Annotated in this window: 16 protein-coding genes; 4 read left to right on the top strand and 12 right to left on the bottom strand. The window is 70.1% G+C overall.

Going from position 1 to position 19,804, the window contains the following annotated elements; all coding sequences use genetic code 11:
- Positions 1–2: 2 nt before the first annotated feature.
- From CIK81_RS04460 to CIK81_RS04430, 7 genes are read right to left on the bottom strand one after another with little or no spacing between them, the layout of a single operon-like run.
- Positions 3–2,036 (bottom strand): pectinesterase family protein, encoded by a 2,034-nt coding sequence (locus tag CIK81_RS04460; protein ID WP_158541901.1) that lies wholly within the window; start codon positions 2,034–2,036, stop codon positions 3–5.
- Between the two features lie 46 nt (positions 2,037–2,082).
- A complete protein-coding gene (locus CIK81_RS04455; RefSeq protein WP_241963938.1) occupies positions 2,083–3,057 on the bottom strand; it encodes a carbohydrate ABC transporter permease in 975 nt (324 codons plus the stop codon).
- Positions 3,054–3,512, bottom strand: coding sequence for a DUF4064 domain-containing protein (locus tag CIK81_RS04450; RefSeq protein WP_096164546.1), 459 nt, complete (start codon positions 3,510–3,512; stop codon positions 3,054–3,056). The genes CIK81_RS04455 and CIK81_RS04450 overlap by 4 nt, the downstream gene beginning before the upstream one ends.
- Positions 3,496–4,791, bottom strand: coding sequence for a glycoside hydrolase family 28 protein (locus CIK81_RS04445; RefSeq protein WP_114355427.1), 1,296 nt, complete (start codon positions 4,789–4,791; stop codon positions 3,496–3,498). The genes CIK81_RS04450 and CIK81_RS04445 overlap by 17 nt, the downstream gene beginning before the upstream one ends.
- A gap of 29 nt (positions 4,792–4,820) precedes the next feature.
- Complete coding sequence (locus CIK81_RS04440; RefSeq protein ID WP_114355426.1) at positions 4,821–6,323, bottom strand: extracellular solute-binding protein; 1,503 nt, start codon at positions 6,321–6,323, stop codon at positions 4,821–4,823.
- Positions 6,320–7,051, bottom strand: coding sequence for a YesL family protein (locus CIK81_RS04435; RefSeq protein ID WP_114355425.1), 732 nt, complete (start codon positions 7,049–7,051; stop codon positions 6,320–6,322). The genes CIK81_RS04440 and CIK81_RS04435 overlap by 4 nt, the downstream gene beginning before the upstream one ends.
- Entirely contained in the window at positions 7,051–8,061 is a 1,011-nt protein-coding gene (locus CIK81_RS04430) for a sugar ABC transporter permease (RefSeq protein ID WP_114355424.1), read from the bottom strand. Before CIK81_RS04430 ends, CIK81_RS04435 begins: the two co-directional genes overlap by 1 nt.
- A gap of 375 nt (positions 8,062–8,436) precedes the next feature.
- Here CIK81_RS04430 and CIK81_RS04425 point away from each other — a divergent pair, with 375 nt between their 5' ends.
- The 3 genes from CIK81_RS04425 to CIK81_RS04415 are packed head-to-tail and all read left to right on the top strand — an operon-like array spanning position 8,437 to position 12,787.
- Positions 8,437–10,038 (top strand): glycoside hydrolase 43 family protein, encoded by a 1,602-nt coding sequence (locus CIK81_RS04425; protein ID WP_114355423.1) that lies wholly within the window; start codon positions 8,437–8,439, stop codon positions 10,036–10,038.
- A complete protein-coding gene (locus CIK81_RS04420) occupies positions 10,038–12,017 on the top strand; it encodes a DUF6807 family protein (RefSeq protein ID WP_114355422.1) in 1,980 nt (659 codons plus the stop codon). The genes CIK81_RS04425 and CIK81_RS04420 overlap by 1 nt, the downstream gene beginning before the upstream one ends.
- Before the next feature lie 14 nt (positions 12,018–12,031).
- Positions 12,032–12,787 carry a rhamnogalacturonan acetylesterase gene (locus tag CIK81_RS04415; protein ID WP_114355451.1) on the top strand — a complete coding sequence of 252 codons (756 nt, stop codon included), beginning with the start codon at positions 12,032–12,034 and terminating at the stop codon, positions 12,785–12,787.
- Here CIK81_RS04415 and CIK81_RS04410 read toward each other — a convergent pair.
- The 4 genes from CIK81_RS04410 to CIK81_RS04395 all read right to left on the bottom strand — a co-directional run bounded on the left by CIK81_RS04410 (position 12,752) and on the right by CIK81_RS04395 (position 16,414).
- Complete coding sequence (locus tag CIK81_RS04410) at positions 12,752–13,600, bottom strand: sugar phosphate isomerase/epimerase (RefSeq protein WP_114355421.1); 849 nt, start codon at positions 13,598–13,600, stop codon at positions 12,752–12,754. The genes CIK81_RS04415 and CIK81_RS04410 overlap by 36 nt on opposite strands.
- 143 nt (positions 13,601–13,743) lie before the next feature.
- The gene (locus CIK81_RS04405) at positions 13,744–15,033 is read right to left on the bottom strand and encodes a cytochrome P450 (protein WP_114355420.1); all 1,290 of its coding nucleotides are present in this window, start codon (positions 15,031–15,033) and stop codon (positions 13,744–13,746) included.
- Between the two features lie 74 nt (positions 15,034–15,107).
- Positions 15,108–15,935, bottom strand: a complete 828-nt coding sequence (locus tag CIK81_RS04400; protein ID WP_114355419.1) for an SDR family NAD(P)-dependent oxidoreductase — start codon at positions 15,933–15,935, stop codon at positions 15,108–15,110.
- Positions 15,932–16,414, bottom strand: coding sequence for a MarR family winged helix-turn-helix transcriptional regulator (locus tag CIK81_RS04395; RefSeq protein WP_199586260.1), 483 nt, complete (start codon positions 16,412–16,414; stop codon positions 15,932–15,934). The genes CIK81_RS04400 and CIK81_RS04395 overlap by 4 nt, the downstream gene beginning before the upstream one ends.
- Before the next feature lie 113 nt (positions 16,415–16,527).
- Between CIK81_RS04395 and CIK81_RS04390 the strand changes: the two genes are divergently transcribed.
- Positions 16,528–18,069 carry an MFS transporter gene (locus tag CIK81_RS04390; RefSeq protein WP_114355449.1) on the top strand — a complete coding sequence of 514 codons (1,542 nt, stop codon included), beginning with the start codon at positions 16,528–16,530 and terminating at the stop codon, positions 18,067–18,069.
- 45 nt (positions 18,070–18,114) lie between these two features.
- On the opposite strand, the gene CIK81_RS04385 is transcribed toward CIK81_RS04390, so the two are convergent.
- A complete protein-coding gene (locus CIK81_RS04385) occupies positions 18,115–19,764 on the bottom strand; it encodes an alpha-N-arabinofuranosidase (protein ID WP_275937289.1) in 1,650 nt (549 codons plus the stop codon).
- Between the last annotated feature and the right edge of the window lie 40 nt (positions 19,765–19,804).

Genomic DNA, 19,804 nt, shown 5'->3' with positions numbered 1-19,804 from the left:
GGTCAGGCCCAGGGGGCCCAGTCGTCGGCGCCGAGCAGATAGGTCTCGCGGGTGTGGTTCGCGGCCTCCTGCTCGGTGAGCTGTGGGCGGCCCTCGGCATCGCCCGACCCCGCGCCGGGGCCCGTGTTTCCGTATTCGCGCAGGAAGTCGTCCTGCCAGGGCCAGCCGCCCATGTCTGACCATGCCGGGGTCCGTATGTGCGCACCGAGGTGCGAGTCGCGCACGACGGCCGCCGGTTCGACCTCGGGATCGCTGCTGGGATGCCAGGGTCGTCCGAGGTGGACCGTCCCGGGAGCCGCAGCGGAGGTGAAACGGCAGTTCACGAACAGCAGGCCCCGCTCGCCCCCTGCAGTGCTCGGGGCGCAGACGTACCCGTTGTTCTCCTCGCCGCGGTCGAACGAGCTGATCTCGCAGTCCTCGAGCACCATCGTGGCCCGGCCGTAGATGAAGTCGACATCGCCCTCGAGGAACGATCCCGTGACATAGACCCGGCCGGCCTGGTCCTTCGAGGGCGTCTCGGCGAGGAACGTGTCCTGGTTGCCGAGCAGTCGTACGCCGTCGAGCAGGATCCGGTCCCCGACCGTGCGGAGCGCCTGCGCCTGACTTCCCCCGTGGGCGGCTTCGTCGTAGCCGTTCTCGACCGTCAGATCGCGGAGCGTCACGTCGTCGGCCAGCACGGCGAGCGTGGCCGCCCCTGTCGCGCCGAAGTCGCCGCCGTAGAACTTCTCGGTGCCCGCGGAGAGGTCGTAGGTCAGACGGACGTCCTCCGCGACGCCGGTCTCCCCGCGCAGCACGAGCCCCGCCGGGGCACCCGGCCAGATCCGGACGATCTCCCGGTACGTGCCCGGAGCGACGACGATCTCGGCAGGGGCTGCGGAGCGCCATGCAGCCCCGACCGCAGCCCCGATGCTGGCGACATCACCCGTGCCGTCCAGGGCGACGCGGATCCGGCGCGCGGCCCGCTCGCGTCGTGCATGCGGCCCGGCGTGCTTCGTGACGATCCCGGTGAGGTCGTCGAGGGGTTCGGCAGCGTACGAGTAGTGGTCCGACGGCTCGAAGGTGGGGCCCGTGTGGTCCTTCCGGCCGCGGATCGAGGTGAACCGATTGCCGCGGGAGTCGACCCGGGACTGCGGATCCTTCGCGACGATCGCATCCTCGCCGTTCTCGTAGAGGCAGGACTCCACGACCAGCTGCGAGGCGCCGCGCGACATGGTCCCGTACTGGCCCTGCCCCTGGAACACGCAGCTGTAGACGTGCCCGGCGGCGACGTTGTCGATGCTCGCATTGCGCTGATACGTGTTCGAGAACCAGTTGTGGTGCAAAGTGATCGCGGTCAGGACGTTCTCCGTCCAGCCGACGCCCACCGTCTTGTTGTGGTCGCGGAACACGCACCAGGAGATCGTGACGTTCGTGGAGTCCTTCCTGACATCCACCGTCCCGTCGCCCAGACGCATGAACTCGCAGTGGTCGATCCAGACATGGTGCGAGGTGTCCACGCGGACGCCGTCGTTGTCGTTGTCGTCGCTCTTCCCGTCCCAGTCCCCCGGCACATAGGAATCACGGAAGGTGAGGTTGCGGATCACGACGTTCGCGACACGGTCGAGGTGGAATCCTCCGCCCACGATCTCCGCGCCTCGGCTCACGCCGAGGATGCTGGTGTCCGCGGAGACCTTGAGGGTGGTCCCGAACGGCTCGATGGTGACCGTCCCCTCCACGAGCACGACCGTCGGCCCGTCCCGGAGCACCGCCTCGGCGAGCGCCTGTGCATCCTGGACCACGACGACGTCACCGCCGAGACCTCCGATCGCTCCGTCCGGAGCGTCCGAAGTGCTCACGCCGGCGAAGCCCGTGGCCTGCGGGGACCAGACGGGGCCATCCTCCGTTCCTCTGCCCGGAGGGACACGCATCGTCGTCAGGACCTCGCTCCCTGTGCTCGGGGAGGTCGGCGCGGCGGTCGCAGGAGCGAGGGGGACGAGCGTCGTCGCGGAGGCGACTCCCAGGGCGGCGGCGAACTGGCGGCGAGACACGGAAGGCATGATCATCCTCGATCTGTCGTGGCGAACTGCGTGGGTCGGTCGGTGGTCAGCCCTTCACGGAGCCGATGAGGGCGCCCTTGACGAAGAAGCGCTGGATGAACGGGTAGACCATGAGCATCGGCAGGGTGGCCACGGTGATCACGGCCATCTTCACGGACTGCGCCGGAGGCACCACGTCCACGGCCGAGGCGTCGGCGTTGACGCCGCTGGCCACGATGACGATCTGGCGCAGCAGCACCTGGATCGGCCACTTCGAGGAGTCGTTGATGTAGAGCACCGCATGCATGTAGGTGTTCCAGTAGGTGACTCCGTAGAACAGGCCGATGGTGGCGATCGAGGCGACCGACAGCGGCAGCACGATCCGCACGAACACGCCGAACTCGGAGCAGCCGTCGATGCGCGCGGCCTCCTCGAGGCTGTCCGGGATGCCCTGGAAGAAGTTCCGCATGATCACGAAGTTGAAGGCATTCACGGTCACCGGCAGCACCAGCGCCCACAGGGAGTCCAGCAGCCCCAGCTTCGAGACCACGATGAACGTGGGGATCATGCCGCCGCTGAACAGCATGGTGAAGATGACCATGAAGTTGATGACCCGTCGGCCCATCAGGTACGGCTTGGCCAGGGCGTAGGCCATCAGGGCCGTGACCACGAGGCTGAGCAGGGTGCCGCCGACGGTGACGATCGTGGAGACGCCCATCGCCCGGAAGATGGTGGGCGTGGACAGGATGTAGCGGTAGGCATCAAGGGTGACCTCGCGCGGGACCAGCAGGAAGTTGCTGGTGGCCAGCTCGCCCGGCGTCGCGAAGGAGCTCGCGAACACGTGGACGAACGGGATCAGGCAGATCAGCGAGAAGCCGCTGAGGATGATCACGTTGACCACCCGGAACCCCTGCTCGCCCGGGGTGAGCCGACGCGCTGTGGGCTTCTTGGGCTTTGTGGTCCGCACCGGCTCGGGCAGCGGGCTGCCGAGCACGGCCTTGGCCGCGTCGTCGGTCGCGGGGCTGGAGGAGGTGGTGGTCATGAGGGGCTCCCATCGGTGACCGTGCGCAGGGCGAACAGTCCGGCGCTGACGAAGAACACGAAAGCGATCGGGTAGAGGATCAGCTGGCTGCCCAGCAGGCAGGCGAGGCCTGCCGCGAGGAACCACCAGCCGGTGCTGCGGCGCGAGGGCCGACGACGGGCGAAGAAGATGCCCACCACGGACAGCAGCAGGACGACGATCAGGGTCACCCCGAACCACGCCCCGAGGGTGCGGCCCGCCTCGTACGCCTGGTCCAGGCCCATGCCGGACTCGGTGCCCAGCAGGCTCGGCAGGATGACGCGCTCGAAGGTGGGGGCATCGGCCTGGTTCATCACCAGGGAGAATCCGCCGAGGCCGACGGTGGAGAGCACCATCGCGATCCCGACCAGCCACAGCTCCGCGGTGCGGCGGATCCGGGTCGCGGGCCGGCGACGCGTCTCAGCGATGACGCTCATCGCTCCCCCTCACGTCGAGCTCGAGGTCCTCGCAGGCGGTCGCGGTGACGGCCTCCGCGTCGGCCCCGGAGACCCGTACGCGGCTGAGCTCCCCGCCCCGGACGAATCCGAGCTCGATCCCCGAGCGGGTGCACGGCTCGACGCCCGAGGCCATCTCGGGCGAGGCCGCCCGGGGCTCCGCGGCGAAGGAGACGGTCAGATCGTGGATCGAGAGGTCCGCCAGCGGAGCCTCGGGAAGTCCGTAGAGGTGCCCGGCCGAGGCATGGACGTTGCGGGCGGTGAGGTGGGCCAGGTGCAGGCCGCGGATCTGCGGGGTCCCTGCGTCGACGGGTCGCATGGAGCGGTCCCCGACATGGGGGTCCTTCCCGTCGGGCCCGCAGAAGTAGAAGGGATTCACGGTGATCGGGCACAGCACGTCGTCCATGACGATGTTCGTCACCCGCACGTCCTCGACGGTCCCGCCGCGGTCGCGGCGGGTCTTCACCCGGATCCCGCGATCGGTGCCCTGGAAGACGCAGTTGCTGATCACGACGTTGCGCACGCCGCCGCTCATCTCGCTGCCGATCACCACCCCGCCGTGGCCATGGACCATCGTGCAGCCCGTGATCACGATGTTCTCGCTGGCCACCCGGCTCGGGGTGCGCTCCGTGCCGGCCTTGATCGCGATGCAGTCGTCGCCCACATCGATGTGACAGTCGCTGATGCGCACGTTGCGGCAGGACTCGGGATCGATGCCGTCGGTGTTCGGGGAATCGGCCGGGTTGCTGATGCGCACGTTCGTGATCGTCACGTCGTCGCACAGCGCCGGGTGCACCGTCCAGGCCGGCGAGTTACGCAGCACCACGTCACGGATCGTGACGCGCTCGCACTCGTGCAGACCGATCAGCGTGGGCCGCGGATGCGCGAGCTCGCCACGACGGTGCAGGAACGTGTCCCACCAGGCGGCCCCTCCCCCGTCGAGCGTGCCGAAGCCGGTGATCGCCACGTCCGTCGCACCGTGGGCGTACAGGCACGGCGAGTGCACGGTGCCCACCGCGCCCTCCCAGCGCGCCTCGACCGCGGGATACAGCTCCGGCTCCGGCACGAACTGCAGCACGGCGCCGGCCTCGAGATGCAGGTCGATGCCGGAGCGCAGGCGCAGCGCCCCGGTGCGGTGGGTCCCGGCGGGGACCCGCACCTGACCGCCGCCGCGACCGGCCGCCTCGTCGATGGCGTCCTGCAGCCACGCCGTCGCCAGTTCGGGGGCTGGGGCGTGTTCGATGATCTCCACGGTGGGCACGGAGGCGACCTTTCGCGAGCGGTAGGGGATCAGGCGTTGAACTTCTCGTACGCCTCGGTGTACTCCGAGATGATGTCGTCCAGGCCCTGCGAGCGGACGGTCTCGATGGCGGACTCGTAATCGGCCATCGAGGCCTGGCCCATCATGAAGTTGTTGTACGCGTCCTGGATCGTCTGCTCGATCGTCGCCCACTGGGAGTTGAAGGTCTCCGAGTTCAGCGACTGGACCGGGTTCGTGATCGCGTACTGCGAGCTCTCTTCCATCATCTCGTTGGCGAGGTTCACGTACGGGTCCGAGGACTTGTAGGTGAACGCGTTCTCCGCCAGGCGGGAGCTCGAGTACGGCTGCACCTCCTGCTCCCACAGCGCCTGGTCGATGATCGTGACCGCGCCGTCGCCGTCGATCTCGTAGTGGGTGCCCTCGATGCCGTTGGTCATCAGGCCGTGGGCCTCCTCGGTCATCAGGGCATCCGCGTAGCCGAGCACCCGGCGCACGTCCTCCTCGGTCTTCACCGTCTGGGTGGACAGCGCCAGCAGGCCGCCCACGCCGCCGCCGGTGTCCGAGACGATCCGGCGCGGCACGTCCTCGAAGGTGATGTCGTTGATGAGGGTCCACTCGACCGACGTGTCGGGGTTGATCGACTCCGCGAGGGCCACGTAGTTCTTCGCCTCGAACAGACCGGTCACGACGATGCCGCCCTTGTCCTGGGCGATCGCCTGCTGCTGATTCTCCTTCTGGGTGGTGATGAACTCCTGGTTCACGCCGCCGGCCTCGAACACGCCGCGGTACCACTCCATCGCCTCCTTCCAGGGATCGCTGATGATCGCGGGGATGATCGTCCCGGAGTCGTCCAGCTGGAAGGTCTCGCCGGCGCCGAAGTAGCCGGCGAGCGACCGGAAGCCGACCTTGAAGCTCTCCTCACGGTCGATGAACCCGGTGACGGACTTCCCGGTGCCCGTCGGGTCGCCCTCGGCGAAGGCCTTCGCGACCTTGCCGAGATCCTCGATGGTGTGAGGCACCTCGAGCCCCAGCTCGTCCAGCCAGTCCTGCCGGATCAGCACTCCGTAACGCGCGAGGATCTTCTGGAACGGCACCCCGTACAGCACACCGTCCAGGCGGGCGCCGTCCAGGATCGTCGAATCGATGTCCTTGAGATGGTCGAACTCGGACAGGAACGGCTCGACGTCCCAGAACAGCCCCGACGTCACACCGCTGCGAATGGAGGAGTTGTTCAGCTCCGTGATCGAGGTGACGTCCGCGACGGAGCCGGAGGCGAGCGCCGCGTTGATCTTCTCCTCCTTGGAGGCGTCGGGCACCCACTGCATCGTGAAGTCGGTGCCGAGGAGATCGGTCAGCCCCTTCTGCACCGGGCCGCTCGCATCCGGAGTGCTCGGCGTGTGCAGCATCGCCATCCAGGTGAGCGGGTCGTCGCCGCCGCCTGAACTGCCCGAGCTGCTGCCGCACGAGGAGAGGGCGAGGGCGCCTGCTGCGGCGACGGGCACGGAGGAGAGGAGATTCCTGCGAGAGATCATGCCGGGGTTCCTTTCTGAAGGGTGGTCGCTCGGTCGGAGGCCGACGGTGAGCGGCGCGGGAGCGCGTCGGTGCGCTCCGCGGAACGCGCTGCGATGCGCGGGAGACGAGCGGTGCGGGAAGGAGCCGGTTCGGCCTCGAGATCACGCAGGATGCGACGGCAGATCGCCGCGAAGACGACGGCGGGCAGGGCCACGCCGAACAGGGCCAGCAGCGGCACGGCGAAGCGGATCATCAGTCCGTAGCCCGCGAGCACCGCCGTGGTGCCGAGGATGGTCCAGTGCAGGGAGCCGAGGCCCAGCAGCAGCGCGCCGGACAGCTGCGCCCGCAGGCCGCGCAGGTCCATCGCGGCCATCACGAAGAACACGTGCACGGCGATGATCCAGAGCACGGCGAGCGCCAGGAGGTTCGCGGCCCGCAGGTACCAGTCGGTGAGGCCGAGCAGGTTCACCAGGATCACGGCGCCGGCGGCCTGCAGGATCAGCCCCATCAGCACCGGATGCCAGCGCAGCTCCCGGGCGTACCGGAAGAACGTCGGGGCGGCGGGCGGGGTCTCGCCGTGGCGGAACCAGCGGTCGAGGTACTTCGCCAGGGCATAGCTGGCAGGACCCACGCCGAGCACGCCGAGTCCGAGCACCGTCACCGCGAGCCAGAGGATGTTCAGCCAGGCCAGGCGCCAGAACCCGGTGAGCCACCGGTTCAGCGTCACGAACTGCTCGAAGCCGAACATCAGTACACGCCCTCTTCGCCGAGCTTCTTGGCGAAAGTGTTCGCGCCCATCACCAGGACGAGTCCCACCAGGCCCTTGAACAGCCCCACGGCGGTGGCGAAGCTGAGCTGCCCGTTCTGGATGCCGGCCGTGTAGACGAAGGTGTCGAAGATTTCGCCGACCTCACGATTCATCGAGTTCAGCAGCAGGAACATGTGCTCGAAGCCGAGCTCGAGGAAGTCGCCGATGGAGAGGATGAACAGCACGATGATGGTCGCGCGGATGGCGGGCAGGGTGATGTGCCAGGTCTGCTGCCAGCGGTTCGCGCCGTCGATCTCCGCGGCCTCGTACAGGCTCATGTCCACCGCGGTCAGCGCGGCCAGGTAGACGATCGTGCCCCAGCCGGCGGTGCGCCACACGTGCTGGAAGACGTACATCGGGCGCAGCCAGTCGGGATCGGTGAGGAAGCCGACGGGCTCGCCGCCGAGGGAGACGATGAGGTTGTTGATCGCGCCGCCGTCGGTCGTGAGCATCACGTAGAACAGCGAGACCACGATGACCCACGACATGAAGTGGGGGATGTAGATGATGGTCTGCACGCTGCGCTTGAAGACGATGCCGCGCAGCTCGTTCAGCAGCAGGGCCAGGATGATCGGCACCGGGAACGAGATGAGCATCAGCAGGAACGACAGGAACAGCGTGTTGCGCAGGAGCATGAAGAAGGTGTCCTGCGTGAACAGCCGCACGAAGTGCTCGAAGCCCACCCATGGGCTGTCCAGGATCCCCAGGAACGGCTTGTAGTCCTGGAAGGCGATGATCAGGCCGCCCATCGGGAGGTACTTGAACACCAGGAAGTACACGATCCCGGGCAGGGCCATCAGGTAGAGCGAGCGGTAGCGCCAGAGCGTCCTGCCCAGCGGCTTCCGGGGCATGGGGAGCGGCGCCGGGGCCGAGGCCTCGGCGCCCGGGGTCGCGGTCGCCGCGAGCACCGGGGCGCTCATCCGGGGGTCACCTGCGGGGTCAGCCACCATTGGCCATCCTTGCTCATCGTTGGGCGTTCGCACCGTCGGGCACTGACGAGAAACCGTTCCACGGGAAACCGGTTCCCGACTGAGGCCCAGTGTGCTGTCGCCGCCGACGGCTGTCAACGACTTCGTCGAGATCCGCCGCAGCCCAGACACCCACGGACGCCGCGCTCCCATTCATGCATGCAGGTCAGAGCCACATCACAGTTCGGTCTCGCTGGAGCGCTCGCGGCGCCCGTCGTCCACAGTCGTCCCGGACCACCCCGTCGGAGCCCCTGGTACTGTCTGATCTCGGCCGGGAGAAACCGGTTCCCCGCTGTCGCTCCGCGGTCTCCGGATCCGGCGCGCCGACACTCAGCACCCCGACCCGGAGGAGACCTCGTGGAGCATCGCGCGAACCCCGTCCTCGATGCGGACTGGCCCGACCCCGACGTGATCCGCGTGGGCGACGAGTTCTGGATGATCGCCTCGAGCTTCCAGCGCGCCCCGGGGCTCCCGGTGCTGCGCTCGACGAACCTGGTGGACTGGGAGCACGTCACCAACGCGCTGCCCGCCCTGGTCCCGGCGGAGCACTACGCGCTCCCCCGTCGCGGCAGCGGGGTCTGGGCGCCATCGCTGCGTGAGCACGAGGGCACCTTCTTCCTCGTCTACCCCGACCCCGATCACGGGATCTTCGTGCTCGACGCCCCGCATCCCGCCGGCCCGTGGAGCGCGCCGCGGCTCCTGCTTCCCGGGCACGGCGTGATCGATCCGTGCCCGCTGTGGGACGACGACGGACGGGCGTATCTCGTGCACGGCTGGGCCCGCTCACGAGCCCGCGTCAAGAACCGGCTCTCGCTGCTCGAGGTCACCCCCGACCTCACCGCTCCCCTGTCGACCTCGCAGATCATCATCGACGGAGCGGCCATCCCCGACATGCTCACGCTCGAGGGCCCCAAGGCGTACCGGCACGACGGCTGGTACTGGATCTACGCGCCCGCAGGCGGGGTGGCCGACGGCTATCAGCTGGTGTTCCGCTCCCGTGACCTGCGCGGCCCCTACGAGCATCGGATCGTGCTCGAGCAGGATTCGACCCCCGTCAACGGTCCCCATCAGGGCGCGCTCGTGGACGACCCCGCCGGCGGGTGGTGGTTCGTGCACTTCCAGGACCGCGGGGTGTTCGGCCGGGTCACCCATGTGCAGCCGGTGCAGTTCGACGCCGAGGGCTGGCCGCACCTGGGCGAGCGCATCGACGATGTCCGGGGCCGACCGGTCGCCGTCGTGCCCCCGCTCGAGGGCGATGCCGCTGCCGGTGCCGGTGCCGGTGCCGACGAGGACGCCCCCGATGCCCTCTACCGCGAACCCCGGCGCTCCGACGACTTCCGTTCCGCGCAGCTCCACCCCCGCTGGCACTGGCAGGCCAATCCGCAACCGCACTGGTGGCGCACCGGCACCGGACGTCTGGACCTCGCCTTCGCGCCCAGCCCCCGCGGTGACCTGCGGGACCAGGGCGCGATCCTCTGCCAGCAGCTGCCGGGACAGCCCTCGGACTGGACGGTCGAGCTGAGCCTGCCCGGCGTCGCGACCTCCGCCGCGATCGGCATCGAGCGGGCGGGAGTCGTCGTCCTGGGCTCGTCCTACGCCTGGGCGGGACTGTGGCGCGACGCCGACGGCATCGCGCTCGCGCACGCCACCATGGCGGCCGACGGCGCCGACGAGGTCCTCTCCACGCACCGCCTGCTCAGCGCGGATCCCGGGGCGGAGGCAGAGGTGCGCCTGCACCTCACGGTCGACGCGGAAGGACGGGTCTCCTTCGCTGCATCCGGGGCGGAGATCGGGCAGCAGGACGTGCTGCTGTCAGACTGGCAGGCGACCAAGGGGCACTGGATCGGCGCCGAGATCGGGCTGTTCGCGACCGTCGACTCCCCGATGAGTCATGATCTCTCCGAGCGCCGGGCACACTTCGGCCCGGTGACCGTACGACGAGAGGGACGTGAGGCCTGATGGCTCGAGCCGGCGGAGGACCGACGATCACGCAGGTCGCGGAGGCCGCGGGGGTCTCGCGCGCCACCGTGTCCCGGGTGCTCAACGGCCGCCCCAGCGTGGACCCGTCGATCGGGGTGCGCGTCAGGGAGGCCGCCGACAGGCTGCAGTACCGCCCGAACCTCACGGCCCGCTATCTCTCCACCGGCCGCACCCTCACGATCGCCCTGGTCATCCCCGATCTCGGCAATCCCATGTTCCAGACCATCCTGCGCAGCCTGTCCCGCGCCGCCGAGGCCGACGGCTACAGCGTGCTCGTCGCCGAGGCCCCCTCGCCCGAGCGCGAGGCGGCCATCGCCCGGGACGCCCGCCGGCGGTGCGATGCGGTGGTGCTGGTCTCGCCGCGCATGGACGATCTCGCACTGGACGACCTGGTCGAGCAGATCTCGCCCGTCGTGCTCGTCAACCGTCGCTCGGCCCACCCCCGCATCGCGTCGGTCGGCATCGACTACGCGGCCGGCATGAGCCAGCTGGTGGCCCATCTCGCGGGCTTCGGCCACCGGGACCTGCTGTACGTGGCCGGGCCGCCTCGCAGCTCCGCGAACCGGGAGCGGCTCCGGGCGCTGAACGCCCTGGCCGACGCCGACCCGTCGCTCTCGCTGCGCTCGATCCACGGCGGCTCGTCGATGGCCGACGGCTACCGGGTGGCCGAGCAGGTGCTGGACTCCGGTGCCACGGCGGCGCTGGCGTTCAACGACCTCGCGGCCTTCGGGCTGCTCGCGCGGCTGAACGAGTTCGGCGTCGACGTGCCCGGCGATCTGTCCGTCACCGGCTTCGACGGCATCACGCTGACCCGCTTCGCGGTGCCGAGCCTGACCACGGTCGCCCAGGAGGAGCTCGACGCCGGAGCGGTCGCGTGGGGCCTCCTGCGCAGCCGCATCGAGGGATCGGGCTCCAAGGACTCAGAGGCCGAGGGCTCGTCCGCTGCGGAGAGCACCCGCCGCGTGCTGCTCGAGCCGCAGATCCTGCGGGGCGACAGCACCGGGAGGGTCCCGCCCTCGCGGATCCCGGCCGCGTCGACCCGTCCCGCACGCACCGCGGCCGACGCCGTCGCGCTCGAGGACAAGCCGCTGGGATGGGTGCGGGAGGGGCGCGACTGGACCCTGATGCACGGAGGGGTGCTGCTCTCCGCGGCGCTGACCGGAGCGTCGATGGCCCCGGTGCACAGCCCGAGACCCCACCTGCACCCCGTGCGCTCGCTCGCCGGCCACGCGATGACGGTCACCAACCCGGTCGACCATCGCCACCATTTCGGGGTGTCGCTCGCGCTCCCCGACGTCAACGGCACCACCTACTGGGGCGGCCGCACCTATGTCGAGGGCCAGGGGCCGACGCTCCTGGCCAACCAGGGCCGCCAGGAGTCGCTCGCGGAGGAGCTCACCGAGAACGGCCGTGACCTGCACGCCGAGGTGCGGTGGCGCACTCACGACGGGTCGGACGTGCTGCTCGAGCATCGTCGGACCGGCGCGTTCCTGCTGCCCGAGCACCGAGGATGGGGCCTGTCGTGGCACAGCCGCCTCGAGGCGGATTCCGGGGCGCTGCACCTGAACAGCCCCGCCACCCGCGGCCGGCTGGGCGCCGGCTACGGCGGTCTGTTCTGGCGCCTGCCCACTGCGGACGAGACCCGCATCCTGGTCGAGGGCGGCCGAGGAGAATCCATCGCCCACGGCTCCACCAGCGAGTTCATCGTGGTCAGCCGACGCCACGGCGAGGACTGGACGAGCCTGCTGCTGGTCCAGGACGAGGCGATCCAGGGGCGGATCGATCCGTGGTTCGTGCGGGTCATGGACTACGTCGGCGTCGGCACGAGCCTGGCGTGGTCGCAGCAGCGGGACATCCCCGCCGACGACTCGCTCGAGGTGAGGGTCCGGGCCGCCGTGCTGGATCATCTGGTCAGCGCCGACGAGGTCGCCGGGATCATCGCGGCGATGCCCGCGTGATCCCCGTGAGCCCCATGAGCTCCCGGGCGCGAACGCTGCGCGTGGTCCTCGCCGGGGACTCGACCGTCGCGCCGTATGTGGCGACCGCGTACCCGATGTGCGGTTGGGGTGCGCATCTGGGGGCCGCGCTGACAGCTCCGGTCGTCGCCTCCGCACCCGACGTCGGCCCGGTGCACGTGGTCGACCTCGCCAAGAACGGCGCCTCGACGCAGAGCCACCGCGAGGACGGCCTGTGGGCGGGGGTGCTCGATGCGGCCGGCCCCGGGGACGTCGTCGTAATCCAGTTCGGCCACAACGATCCCAAGCACGAGCACCTCGACCCCTGGGGCGGATACACCGCGGCGCTGGACCGGATGGTGGCCGAGGTGCGAGCGCTCGGAGCGCTCCCGGTGCTGTGCACCCCGGTCGCCCGTCGCCACTACGCCGACGGTGCGCTGCTGCACACCCACGGCGAGTATCCCGCGGCCGTCATCGCCCTCGCGGAGCGCCGGGGCGTGCCCCTGCTGGACCTGAACGCCCGGACCCGCGAACTCATCGAATCCCTCGGCGAGGAGCCCTCACGGCGCCTGTTCACACAGCTCCCCGCCGGGGCCAGCGTCCTCTACCCCGACGGGATCGAGGACAACACGCACTTCACGGTCGACGGTGCGATCACCGTCGCCGAGATCGTCGCCGAGCTGCTCACGCCGATCGTGCTGCGCGCCCTCGCCGCGCGGGGCCCCGCCCCGGACGGATCACGCTCCCGCGACGGCGCGATCCAGCCGCGCTGAGATGTCGGCGAGGACCTCGTCGACCGGCTGCTCGGCGAGGGACTTCATGAACGGCTCGACCTTCACCGGACCGCTGTAGCCGGCCGCGTGGACGGCGCCCATGAAGCCCTCGAGGTCGATGACCCCGGTGTCGTAGGGCAGGCGGCGGTCGAGGTCCTGCTGCTCATCGCGCTCGCGGTCGGCGCGCGCGTCGTTGATGTCCACCGAGACGATGTCGGCATCGGTGAGGCCCGCGAGGTCCGCGGCGCTCTCCCCGGCCGTGTACCAGTGGTAGCTGTCCAGGATGATCCCGACGTTGGTGGCGCCGGAATCCGCGATCAGCTCGCGTGCCTCGCGCAGGGAATGGATGAACGGGAAGCGCTCGGTGGACCAGAAGGTCTTGGGCCCGATGTACTCCAGGCCGATGCGCAGGCCGGCGTCGGCCAGCAGCTCGGCGACCAGCGCCAGACGCCCCACGTGCAGGCGCCAGTTGCGCAGGTAGTCCAGGTCGTCGTGCATCGGCCGCATCCAGGTGCCCACGCGGGTGACCCCCGCGGCGGTGAGCAGCTCGAGGGCCTCCGGGAGGTCGACGAGTGCCTGGCGGAACTCGGCCGCGGAGCCGTCCAGCGGGACGGGCAGCCCGGTCATGCCCCATTCCAGGCCCTTATCGCGCACGGCGGCGGCGTGCTCGGCGACCGCCGTGGTGCTGCCGAGCGAGCGGAAGTATCCGAGGTCCGGGTCGACGCCGCCGAAGCCGTGCTTCGCCGCGAGGTCGATCGAGGTGGTGTGGTCCAGGGGAAGGCCGAGTGCGCCGGCCGAGAGATTCGAGAACATCCGGAAAGCTTATTCGCGTTTCCTTCCCACGTGGTGATTCAGCGCACAGCGTCCACCTGCTGGGATCAGCGGTGCGTCGGGCCCCTGCACGGCCATGGGGGCGCGCTGATCGCGAGGACGCCGCGACCGCACTGCTGGTCTCGTCACCAGGTGACGGGCAGGCTGTGGACGCCGTAGATGGTGGCGTCGTGCTTGAACGGGATGTCCGAGATCTCCGTGGCCAGGCGCAGGGTGGGGATGCGCGCCAGCAGGGTCGGGTAGACGACCTGGAGCTCCATGCGCGCGAGGTTCTGGCCCAGGCACTGGTGGATCCCGAAGCCGAAGCCCATGTGCCGGCGGGGATTGCGGCCCAGGTCGAGGGTGTCGGGGTCCGGGAACATCTGCTCGTCCCAGTTCGCGAGGTCGGTCGCGATGATGACGCCCTCGCCGGCGGCGATCGTGACCCCGGCGATCTCGATGTCCTCGGTCGCCACGCGCTTGCGCCCATCGTGGGTGATGGTCAGGAAGCGCAGCAGCTCCTCGACGGCCGACGCCACCAGCGCAGGGTCGGGCTCATCGCGCAGGCGGTCCGCCTCCTCCGGATGCGCCAGCAGCGCCGTGGTGCCGAGCGCGATCATGTTCGCGGTGGTCTCGTGCCCGGCCACCAGGAGCAGGATGCCCATCTGCACGGCATCGGCGGCCTCGATCTCGCCGGCCCGCACGCGCTCGCCGAGGTCGGAGAAGATGTCCTCCTCCGGGTGCCGCATCTTCTCCTGGAGGAGCTCTCCCATGTACTGGCCGAGCTCCGTCATCGCGCCGTGGCGCTGCTCGGGGGTCGCGTCGCGATGCACGATCAGCCTGGAGTGGTGCTGGAAGAAGTCGTGCTGGTCGTAGGGGACGCCGAGCAGGAGGCAGATCACGAGCGACGGCAGCGGCAGGGCGAACTCGTCCACGAGGTCGACGGGGCCCTCCTTCGCCAGCATCGCCTCCAGGAGGTCATCGGCGATCTGCTGCACCGTCGGCCGCATGGCGTCCATGCGCTTGACCGCGAAGGGCGCCGTGACCATGCGGCGCAGGCGGGCGTGCTCGGGGTCGTCCATGAGGATGAAGCCCAGTCCGTGGTTCCTGGTGCCGCCGCTCTCCTCAGGGTCCTCTGCCTTCTGGGCCGCCTCTGCCTCCGCGACGGCGCGGGCGGCGCTCGCGGAGGCGTGGGGATATCCGGGTCGGGAGGCGTCCGAGCTCAGCCGCGGATCCAGGAGGAGCTTGCGCCCCTCGGCGTACCGGGTGACGTACCAGGGAGTGCTGCCGTCGGCGAGGCGCACCCGGGTGATCGGGCCCTCGGCCTGCAGCGAGCGTCCGGCCGGCGGCGGATCGAACGGGCAGCGTTCCTCACGGGCCATGGGGACGTCCTGCAGCATGCCCTCGTCCGGGCGTGCGGTATCGGCCTGGGTCATCGTGGCTCCTTCGTCGTGCGGGTGCTCGTCGTGCGGAAAGGGCGTCGTGCCGGAGTGCGTCGTGACAGCGCCGCTCACTGCACCGACCAGCCGCCGTCGGACGGCAGCACGACGCCGTTGACGTTGCGGGAGTCGTCGCTGAGCATCCACGCGATGGAGGCGGCAAGGGTGTCCGCGTCGGCGACCGGCGGGATCATGCCGAGGAACGGACCGAGGCGGGCCTGGGAGAACTCGGAGGCGAAGGCGCCCTCGATCCCGGTGGCCACCGGCCCGGGGGCGACGGCGTTCACACGGATCCCTTGCGGCGCGTAGAGGAACGCGGCGCTGCGGGTGAGGCCGACGACGGCATGCTTGGAGACGGTGTAGGCGGTGCCGGCGGCGCCTCCGCGCAGCGCGGCCTCGGAGGCGACGTTCACGATCGCGCCGCTGCCCGCCTCGAGCATCCCGGGCACCAGCGCACGCATCAGACGGAAGGGGCCGTCGACGTTGACCGCCATGACCCGTCCCCACACGTCGTCGCCGGTCTCGTGGAGGGGGCGGTGCCCGTCGGTGATACCCGCGACGTTGGCGAGGCCGTGCACCGTGCCGCCTGCCGCGGCGACGATCGCGTCGAGGCCTTCGGGGGTGGTGAGGTCCGCAGTCACCGGGACCACGGCACCCTCGGGATACGCCTCGGCGAGCGCGGTGAGGGCGTCCTCGGTGAGGTCGACCGCGACGACGCGACCACCCTCGGCGAGGATCCTGCGGGCGGTGGCCCGACCGATGCCGGAGGCGGCTCCGGTGACCACGATCGTGCGACCGGCGAAGCGGTCCGAGGAGGGTGCTGACGGTCCCCCGACAGGGCTCGCGAGCCACTGTCCGATCGTGGTGCGGCCGCTCAGGGGCTTCTTCTCGTCCTTCATGTCCAGGTCCGCTCGGTCTCGCCTCGCGGCGGGGCGGCCGCCCCATAGGCAGCCAGGTAGCGGTCCATCAGCAGCAGGAACGTCGCCGCATCCGCGTCGCCCAAGTCCTCCAAGGCTGCGCCGTAGCCGCCCAGGGAGATCGCGACGTCCGCCTCGAAGGCGTCGCGTCCAGCATCGGTCCGCGAGAACCGGTAGGCGGACTCGCCGGGCTCCCGGTCCCGCGCCAGCAGACCTTCGGCGACCGCACCGTTCACCTGCCGATTGACGGTGGACTGCTCGAGGCCGAGCTCGTGCGCGACCTCCTTGAGCGTGCGCGGCGCGTTGTCCGAGAACAACCACAGGATGCGGAGATCAGCCGTCCCGAGCGCCATGGCCTGCTCGTGCGCGCGGCGGTACCGATCGAGCCTCCAGAACATTCCGGCCAGGCGCCTGCCCCGTTCGGTGGTCGTCATGTCCACGAGGGCGTCAGATTCGTCCATCTCGTTCTCTCCGTCTCACCAGGTTGTGAGCCCGACACTAGCTATGTAATCTGCACATCGAAGCAATGTGTATCTTACACATTGCACCCCCTGACGTGATCCAGAAGGTGCTGATGACCAGAGATGCCGACGCCGTGACAGCCCGCGGCAGCGCCCGCCGCCCCGTCCTGATCCTGCTCGTCGCGGGCTTCTCGAGCCTGTGCGCGGCGCTCATGCAGTCCCTCGTGATCCCGATCCAGCCCGAACTCCCCCGCATGCTCGGCACATCGGGAGCCAACGCCGCCTGGGTGGTGACGGCGACCCTGCTCGCCGGCGGCGTCGCGATGCCGGTCTCGGGGAAGCTCGCCGACCTCAAGGGCCGCAAGCCCGTACTGGTCGGCTCGGCCCTGATCCTGCTGGTGGGCTCCCTGATCTGCGCCCTGGGAGACTCCCTCGCGCCGGTCCTGGTGGGGCGCGCGCTGCAGGGCTTCGCGATGGGCTACATCCCGGTCGCGATCAGCTTCGTGCGCGAGGTGATGCCCCCGCACCTGCGCAACACTGCCGTCGCCGGGATCAGCGCCACGCTCGGCGTGGGCGGCGCGCTCGGCCTGCCCATCGCGGCCTGGATCGCCCAGTCCTACGACTGGCACGCCCTGTTCTGGCTGGCCAGCGCCCTCGCGGCGATCATGGTGGTCTCGACCCTGGTGGTCATGCCGCACCGCCCCGCGGCGCAGTCCGGGAAGCTCGACGTGATCGGCGCCCTCGGCATGGCGATCGGTGTGGTGGCCCTGCTGGTGGGCGTCTCCAAGGGCAACGACTGGGGCTGGACCAGCCCCGCGACCCTCGGCGCGATCATCGGCGGCGTCGTGGTGCTCCTGCTGTGGGGCCGCTTCGAGGTGGCCCAGGAGAACCCGCTGGTCGACCTGCGCACCACCGCGCGGCGACCCATCCTGCTGACCAACATCGCGGCCCTCATGGCCGGTTTCGGGATGATGGCGCAGTCGATCGTCGTCCCGCAGCTGCTCCAGGCCCCGGACGCCACCGGCTACGGGCTCGGCCAGACGATGCTGCAGGCCGGACTCTGGATGGCCCCGGCAGGGCTCATGATGCTCGCCTTCACCCCGATCTCCAGCCGCATGCTCACCGCCTTCGGCGGCCGCGTCACCCTGGCCACAGGCATGTTCGTGCTGGCCAGCGGGTACGGTGTCGCCTTCTTCCTCACCGCTGCGCCGTGGCAGCTGATGCTCGCCTCCTGCATCTCCTCCGCGGGCGTCGGCATCGCCTACGCCGCGATGCCCACGCTGATCATGGAGAACTCACCGGCCTCCGAAGCCGGTGCCGGAGTGGGCGTGAACGCGCTCATGCGCTCCATGGGCACCACCATCGCGGGCGCCGTGATGGCCATCGTGCTCACCTCGATCACCACCACCCTGGGCGGCACCGAGCTGCCGACCGTGACCGCCTTCAAGGTCTGCTTCGCCCTCGGCGCGGTGGCCGGGCTGGGCGCTGCGGTGGTCACGCTGTTCATCCGGCGTCGCACCCCCGAGCAGCTCGCGGCCGACCAGGGGACCGATGCCGAGGGGACCGACGAGCCCGACGGGCTGGCGTCGGCCGCGCACTCCGCCCCCACATCGACCCCGGCCGACGGCTCGACGAAGGAGCCGGCGCTCTCCTGACCGCACCTGCCGGAGCGCTGCGGGCGGCCGCGGCCGCGCACGGCGTCACTCCCCCAGCTGCAGCTCCACGGTCGCGAAGGAGTGCGGGGGCAGGGTGACCTCGAGACGACCCTCCTGCTCGAGCTCGCGCACGTCCGCGAGCTCGGCCGGGGCGACCGCATCGGGCTGCTCGGGCGTGTTGTGCGCGGCGGAGCTCGCACCGGTGAGGACGCGTGCGGTGTGGCCGGTGACGGGGCGTCCGCGCAGGTCGAGCACGAGGGTGCGGGGCTCGGCCGCATCGAGGTTGGACAGCGAGACCAGGGCCGTCGCGCCGGTGGTGGATGCTGAGGCGGAGATCATCGGCAGGGCGCGCCCGTCGACCTCGGCGGGCTCCTCCGGCAGCAGCACGTGGGCGGCGAGCGCGCGGGCGTCCTGGTGCCCGGCGTTCATCGCGAACACGTGGTACGTCGGGGTGAGCACGAGAGCGCCCGACTCCGGATCGGTGAGGATCATCGCCTGCAGCACGTTCACGGTCTGGGCGATGTTGGCCATGATCAGGCGATCCGCGTGACGATGGAAGCCGTCGAAATGGATCGAGGCGACCAGGGCGTCGCGCACGGTGTTCTGCTGGTACAGGAAGCCGGGATTCGTGCCGGGCTCGACGTTCCACCAGGTGCCCCACTCGTCGAACACCAGACCCACCTTCTTGTGCGGGTCGTAGTGGTCCATCACGGTGGAGTGGCGCGCCACGAGCTCCTCGGCGCGCGCCGCGCGGGAGAGCGTGCGGTACCACTCCTCCTGGCTGAACTCCGTGGCGCTCCCCTTGTCCTCCCAGGGGCCGGACATCGTGTAGTAGTGCATCGAGATCGCCTGGTAGGGGCCGGCCTCGCCGTCCCGACTCTCGAGGTTCTTCACCCCACGCATGAGCGCCTCGGTCCAGGCGAAGTCGTCGTCGCTGGCGCCGGCGGCGATGCGGGTGACCGTATTTCCTGGGTCGCCGCCCTGGTCGCGCACGTACGTGGAGTACTGACGGGCGAGGGCCGCATAGTCCTCGGCGCGCATGTTTCCGCCGCAGCCCCAGGCCTCGTTGCCGATGCCGAAGAACGGGACCTTCCACGGCTCGTCACGTCCGTTCTCGCGGCGCAGCGAGGCCATCGGCGAATCGTCCGCCCGGGTGAGGTACTCGATCCACTCGCTCATCTCGGCCACGGTGCCGGAGCCGACGTTCCCGTTGACGTACGCCTCGGTGTCCAGCAGCTCCACGAGGTCCATGAACTCATGGGTGCCGAAGGAGTTGTCCTCGACGATGTCGCCCCAATGGGAGTTCACCATCCGTGGGCGCTCCTCGCGCGGGCCGATGCCATCCTTCCAGTGGTAGTCGTCCGCGAAGCATCCGCCGGGCCAGCGCAGGTTCGGGATCCGCAGGGCGCGCAGAGCGGCGACCACGTCGTCGCGGATGCCGCGGGTGTTCGGGATCGGCGAGTCCTCGCCGACGAAGAACCCCTCGTAGATGCAGCGGCCCAGGTGCTCGGCGAAATGGCCGTAGAGATGCCGGCTGATCGTGGCTCCGGGCAGATCCAGGTCGATCACCACGCGGGCGGGGCCGTCGGTCGGGGCGCTGCCAGGGCCGGTCGAGGTGCCGGGGCCGGTCCCGGTGGTGGTCGCGCTCAGCGCGGAGACCAGCCCGGTGGCGAGGTCACGAGAGGGGGTGGTCACGAGAATCTCCTGCAGGACGAGAGGCGGACGTGGCGGTGAT

The organism is Brachybacterium sp. JB7 (genome assembly GCF_003335205.1).
Taxonomy (GTDB): domain Bacteria; phylum Actinomycetota; class Actinomycetes; order Actinomycetales; family Dermabacteraceae; genus Brachybacterium; species Brachybacterium alimentarium.
The sequence above is the reverse complement of the archived record's forward strand: the minus strand, read 5'-3'. Positions and strand labels throughout refer to the sequence as shown.

Bases quoted from the DNA above. Each gene is read 5' to 3' on its own strand.
- CIK81_RS04460 (WP_158541901.1), bottom strand. From the start codon at position 2,036: ATGCCTTCCGTGTCTCGCCGCCAGTTCGCCGCCGCCCTGGGAGTCGCC.
- CIK81_RS04455 (WP_241963938.1), bottom strand. From the start codon at position 3,057: ATGACCACCACCTCCTCCAGCCCCGCGACCGACGACGCGGCCAAGGCC.
- CIK81_RS04450 (WP_096164546.1), bottom strand. From the start codon at position 3,512: ATGAGCGTCATCGCTGAGACGCGTCGCCGGCCCGCGACCCGGATCCGC.
- CIK81_RS04440 (WP_114355426.1), bottom strand. From the start codon at position 6,323: ATGATCTCTCGCAGGAATCTCCTCTCCTCCGTGCCCGTCGCCGCAGCA.
- CIK81_RS04435 (WP_114355425.1), bottom strand. From the start codon at position 7,051: ATGTTCGGCTTCGAGCAGTTCGTGACGCTGAACCGGTGGCTCACCGGG.
- CIK81_RS04430 (WP_114355424.1), bottom strand. From the start codon at position 8,061: ATGGTGGCTGACCCCGCAGGTGACCCCCGGATGAGCGCCCCGGTGCTC.
- CIK81_RS04420 (WP_114355422.1), top strand. From the start codon at position 10,038: ATGGCTCGAGCCGGCGGAGGACCGACGATCACGCAGGTCGCGGAGGCC.
- CIK81_RS04415 (WP_114355451.1), top strand. From the start codon at position 12,032: ATGAGCTCCCGGGCGCGAACGCTGCGCGTGGTCCTCGCCGGGGACTCG.
- CIK81_RS04410 (WP_114355421.1), bottom strand. From the start codon at position 13,600: ATGTTCTCGAATCTCTCGGCCGGCGCACTCGGCCTTCCCCTGGACCAC.
- CIK81_RS04405 (WP_114355420.1), bottom strand. From the start codon at position 15,033: ATGACCCAGGCCGATACCGCACGCCCGGACGAGGGCATGCTGCAGGAC.
- CIK81_RS04400 (WP_114355419.1), bottom strand. From the start codon at position 15,935: ATGAAGGACGAGAAGAAGCCCCTGAGCGGCCGCACCACGATCGGACAG.
- CIK81_RS04395 (WP_199586260.1), bottom strand. From the start codon at position 16,414: ATGGACGAATCTGACGCCCTCGTGGACATGACGACCACCGAACGGGGC.
- CIK81_RS04390 (WP_114355449.1), top strand. From the start codon at position 16,528: ATGACCAGAGATGCCGACGCCGTGACAGCCCGCGGCAGCGCCCGCCGC.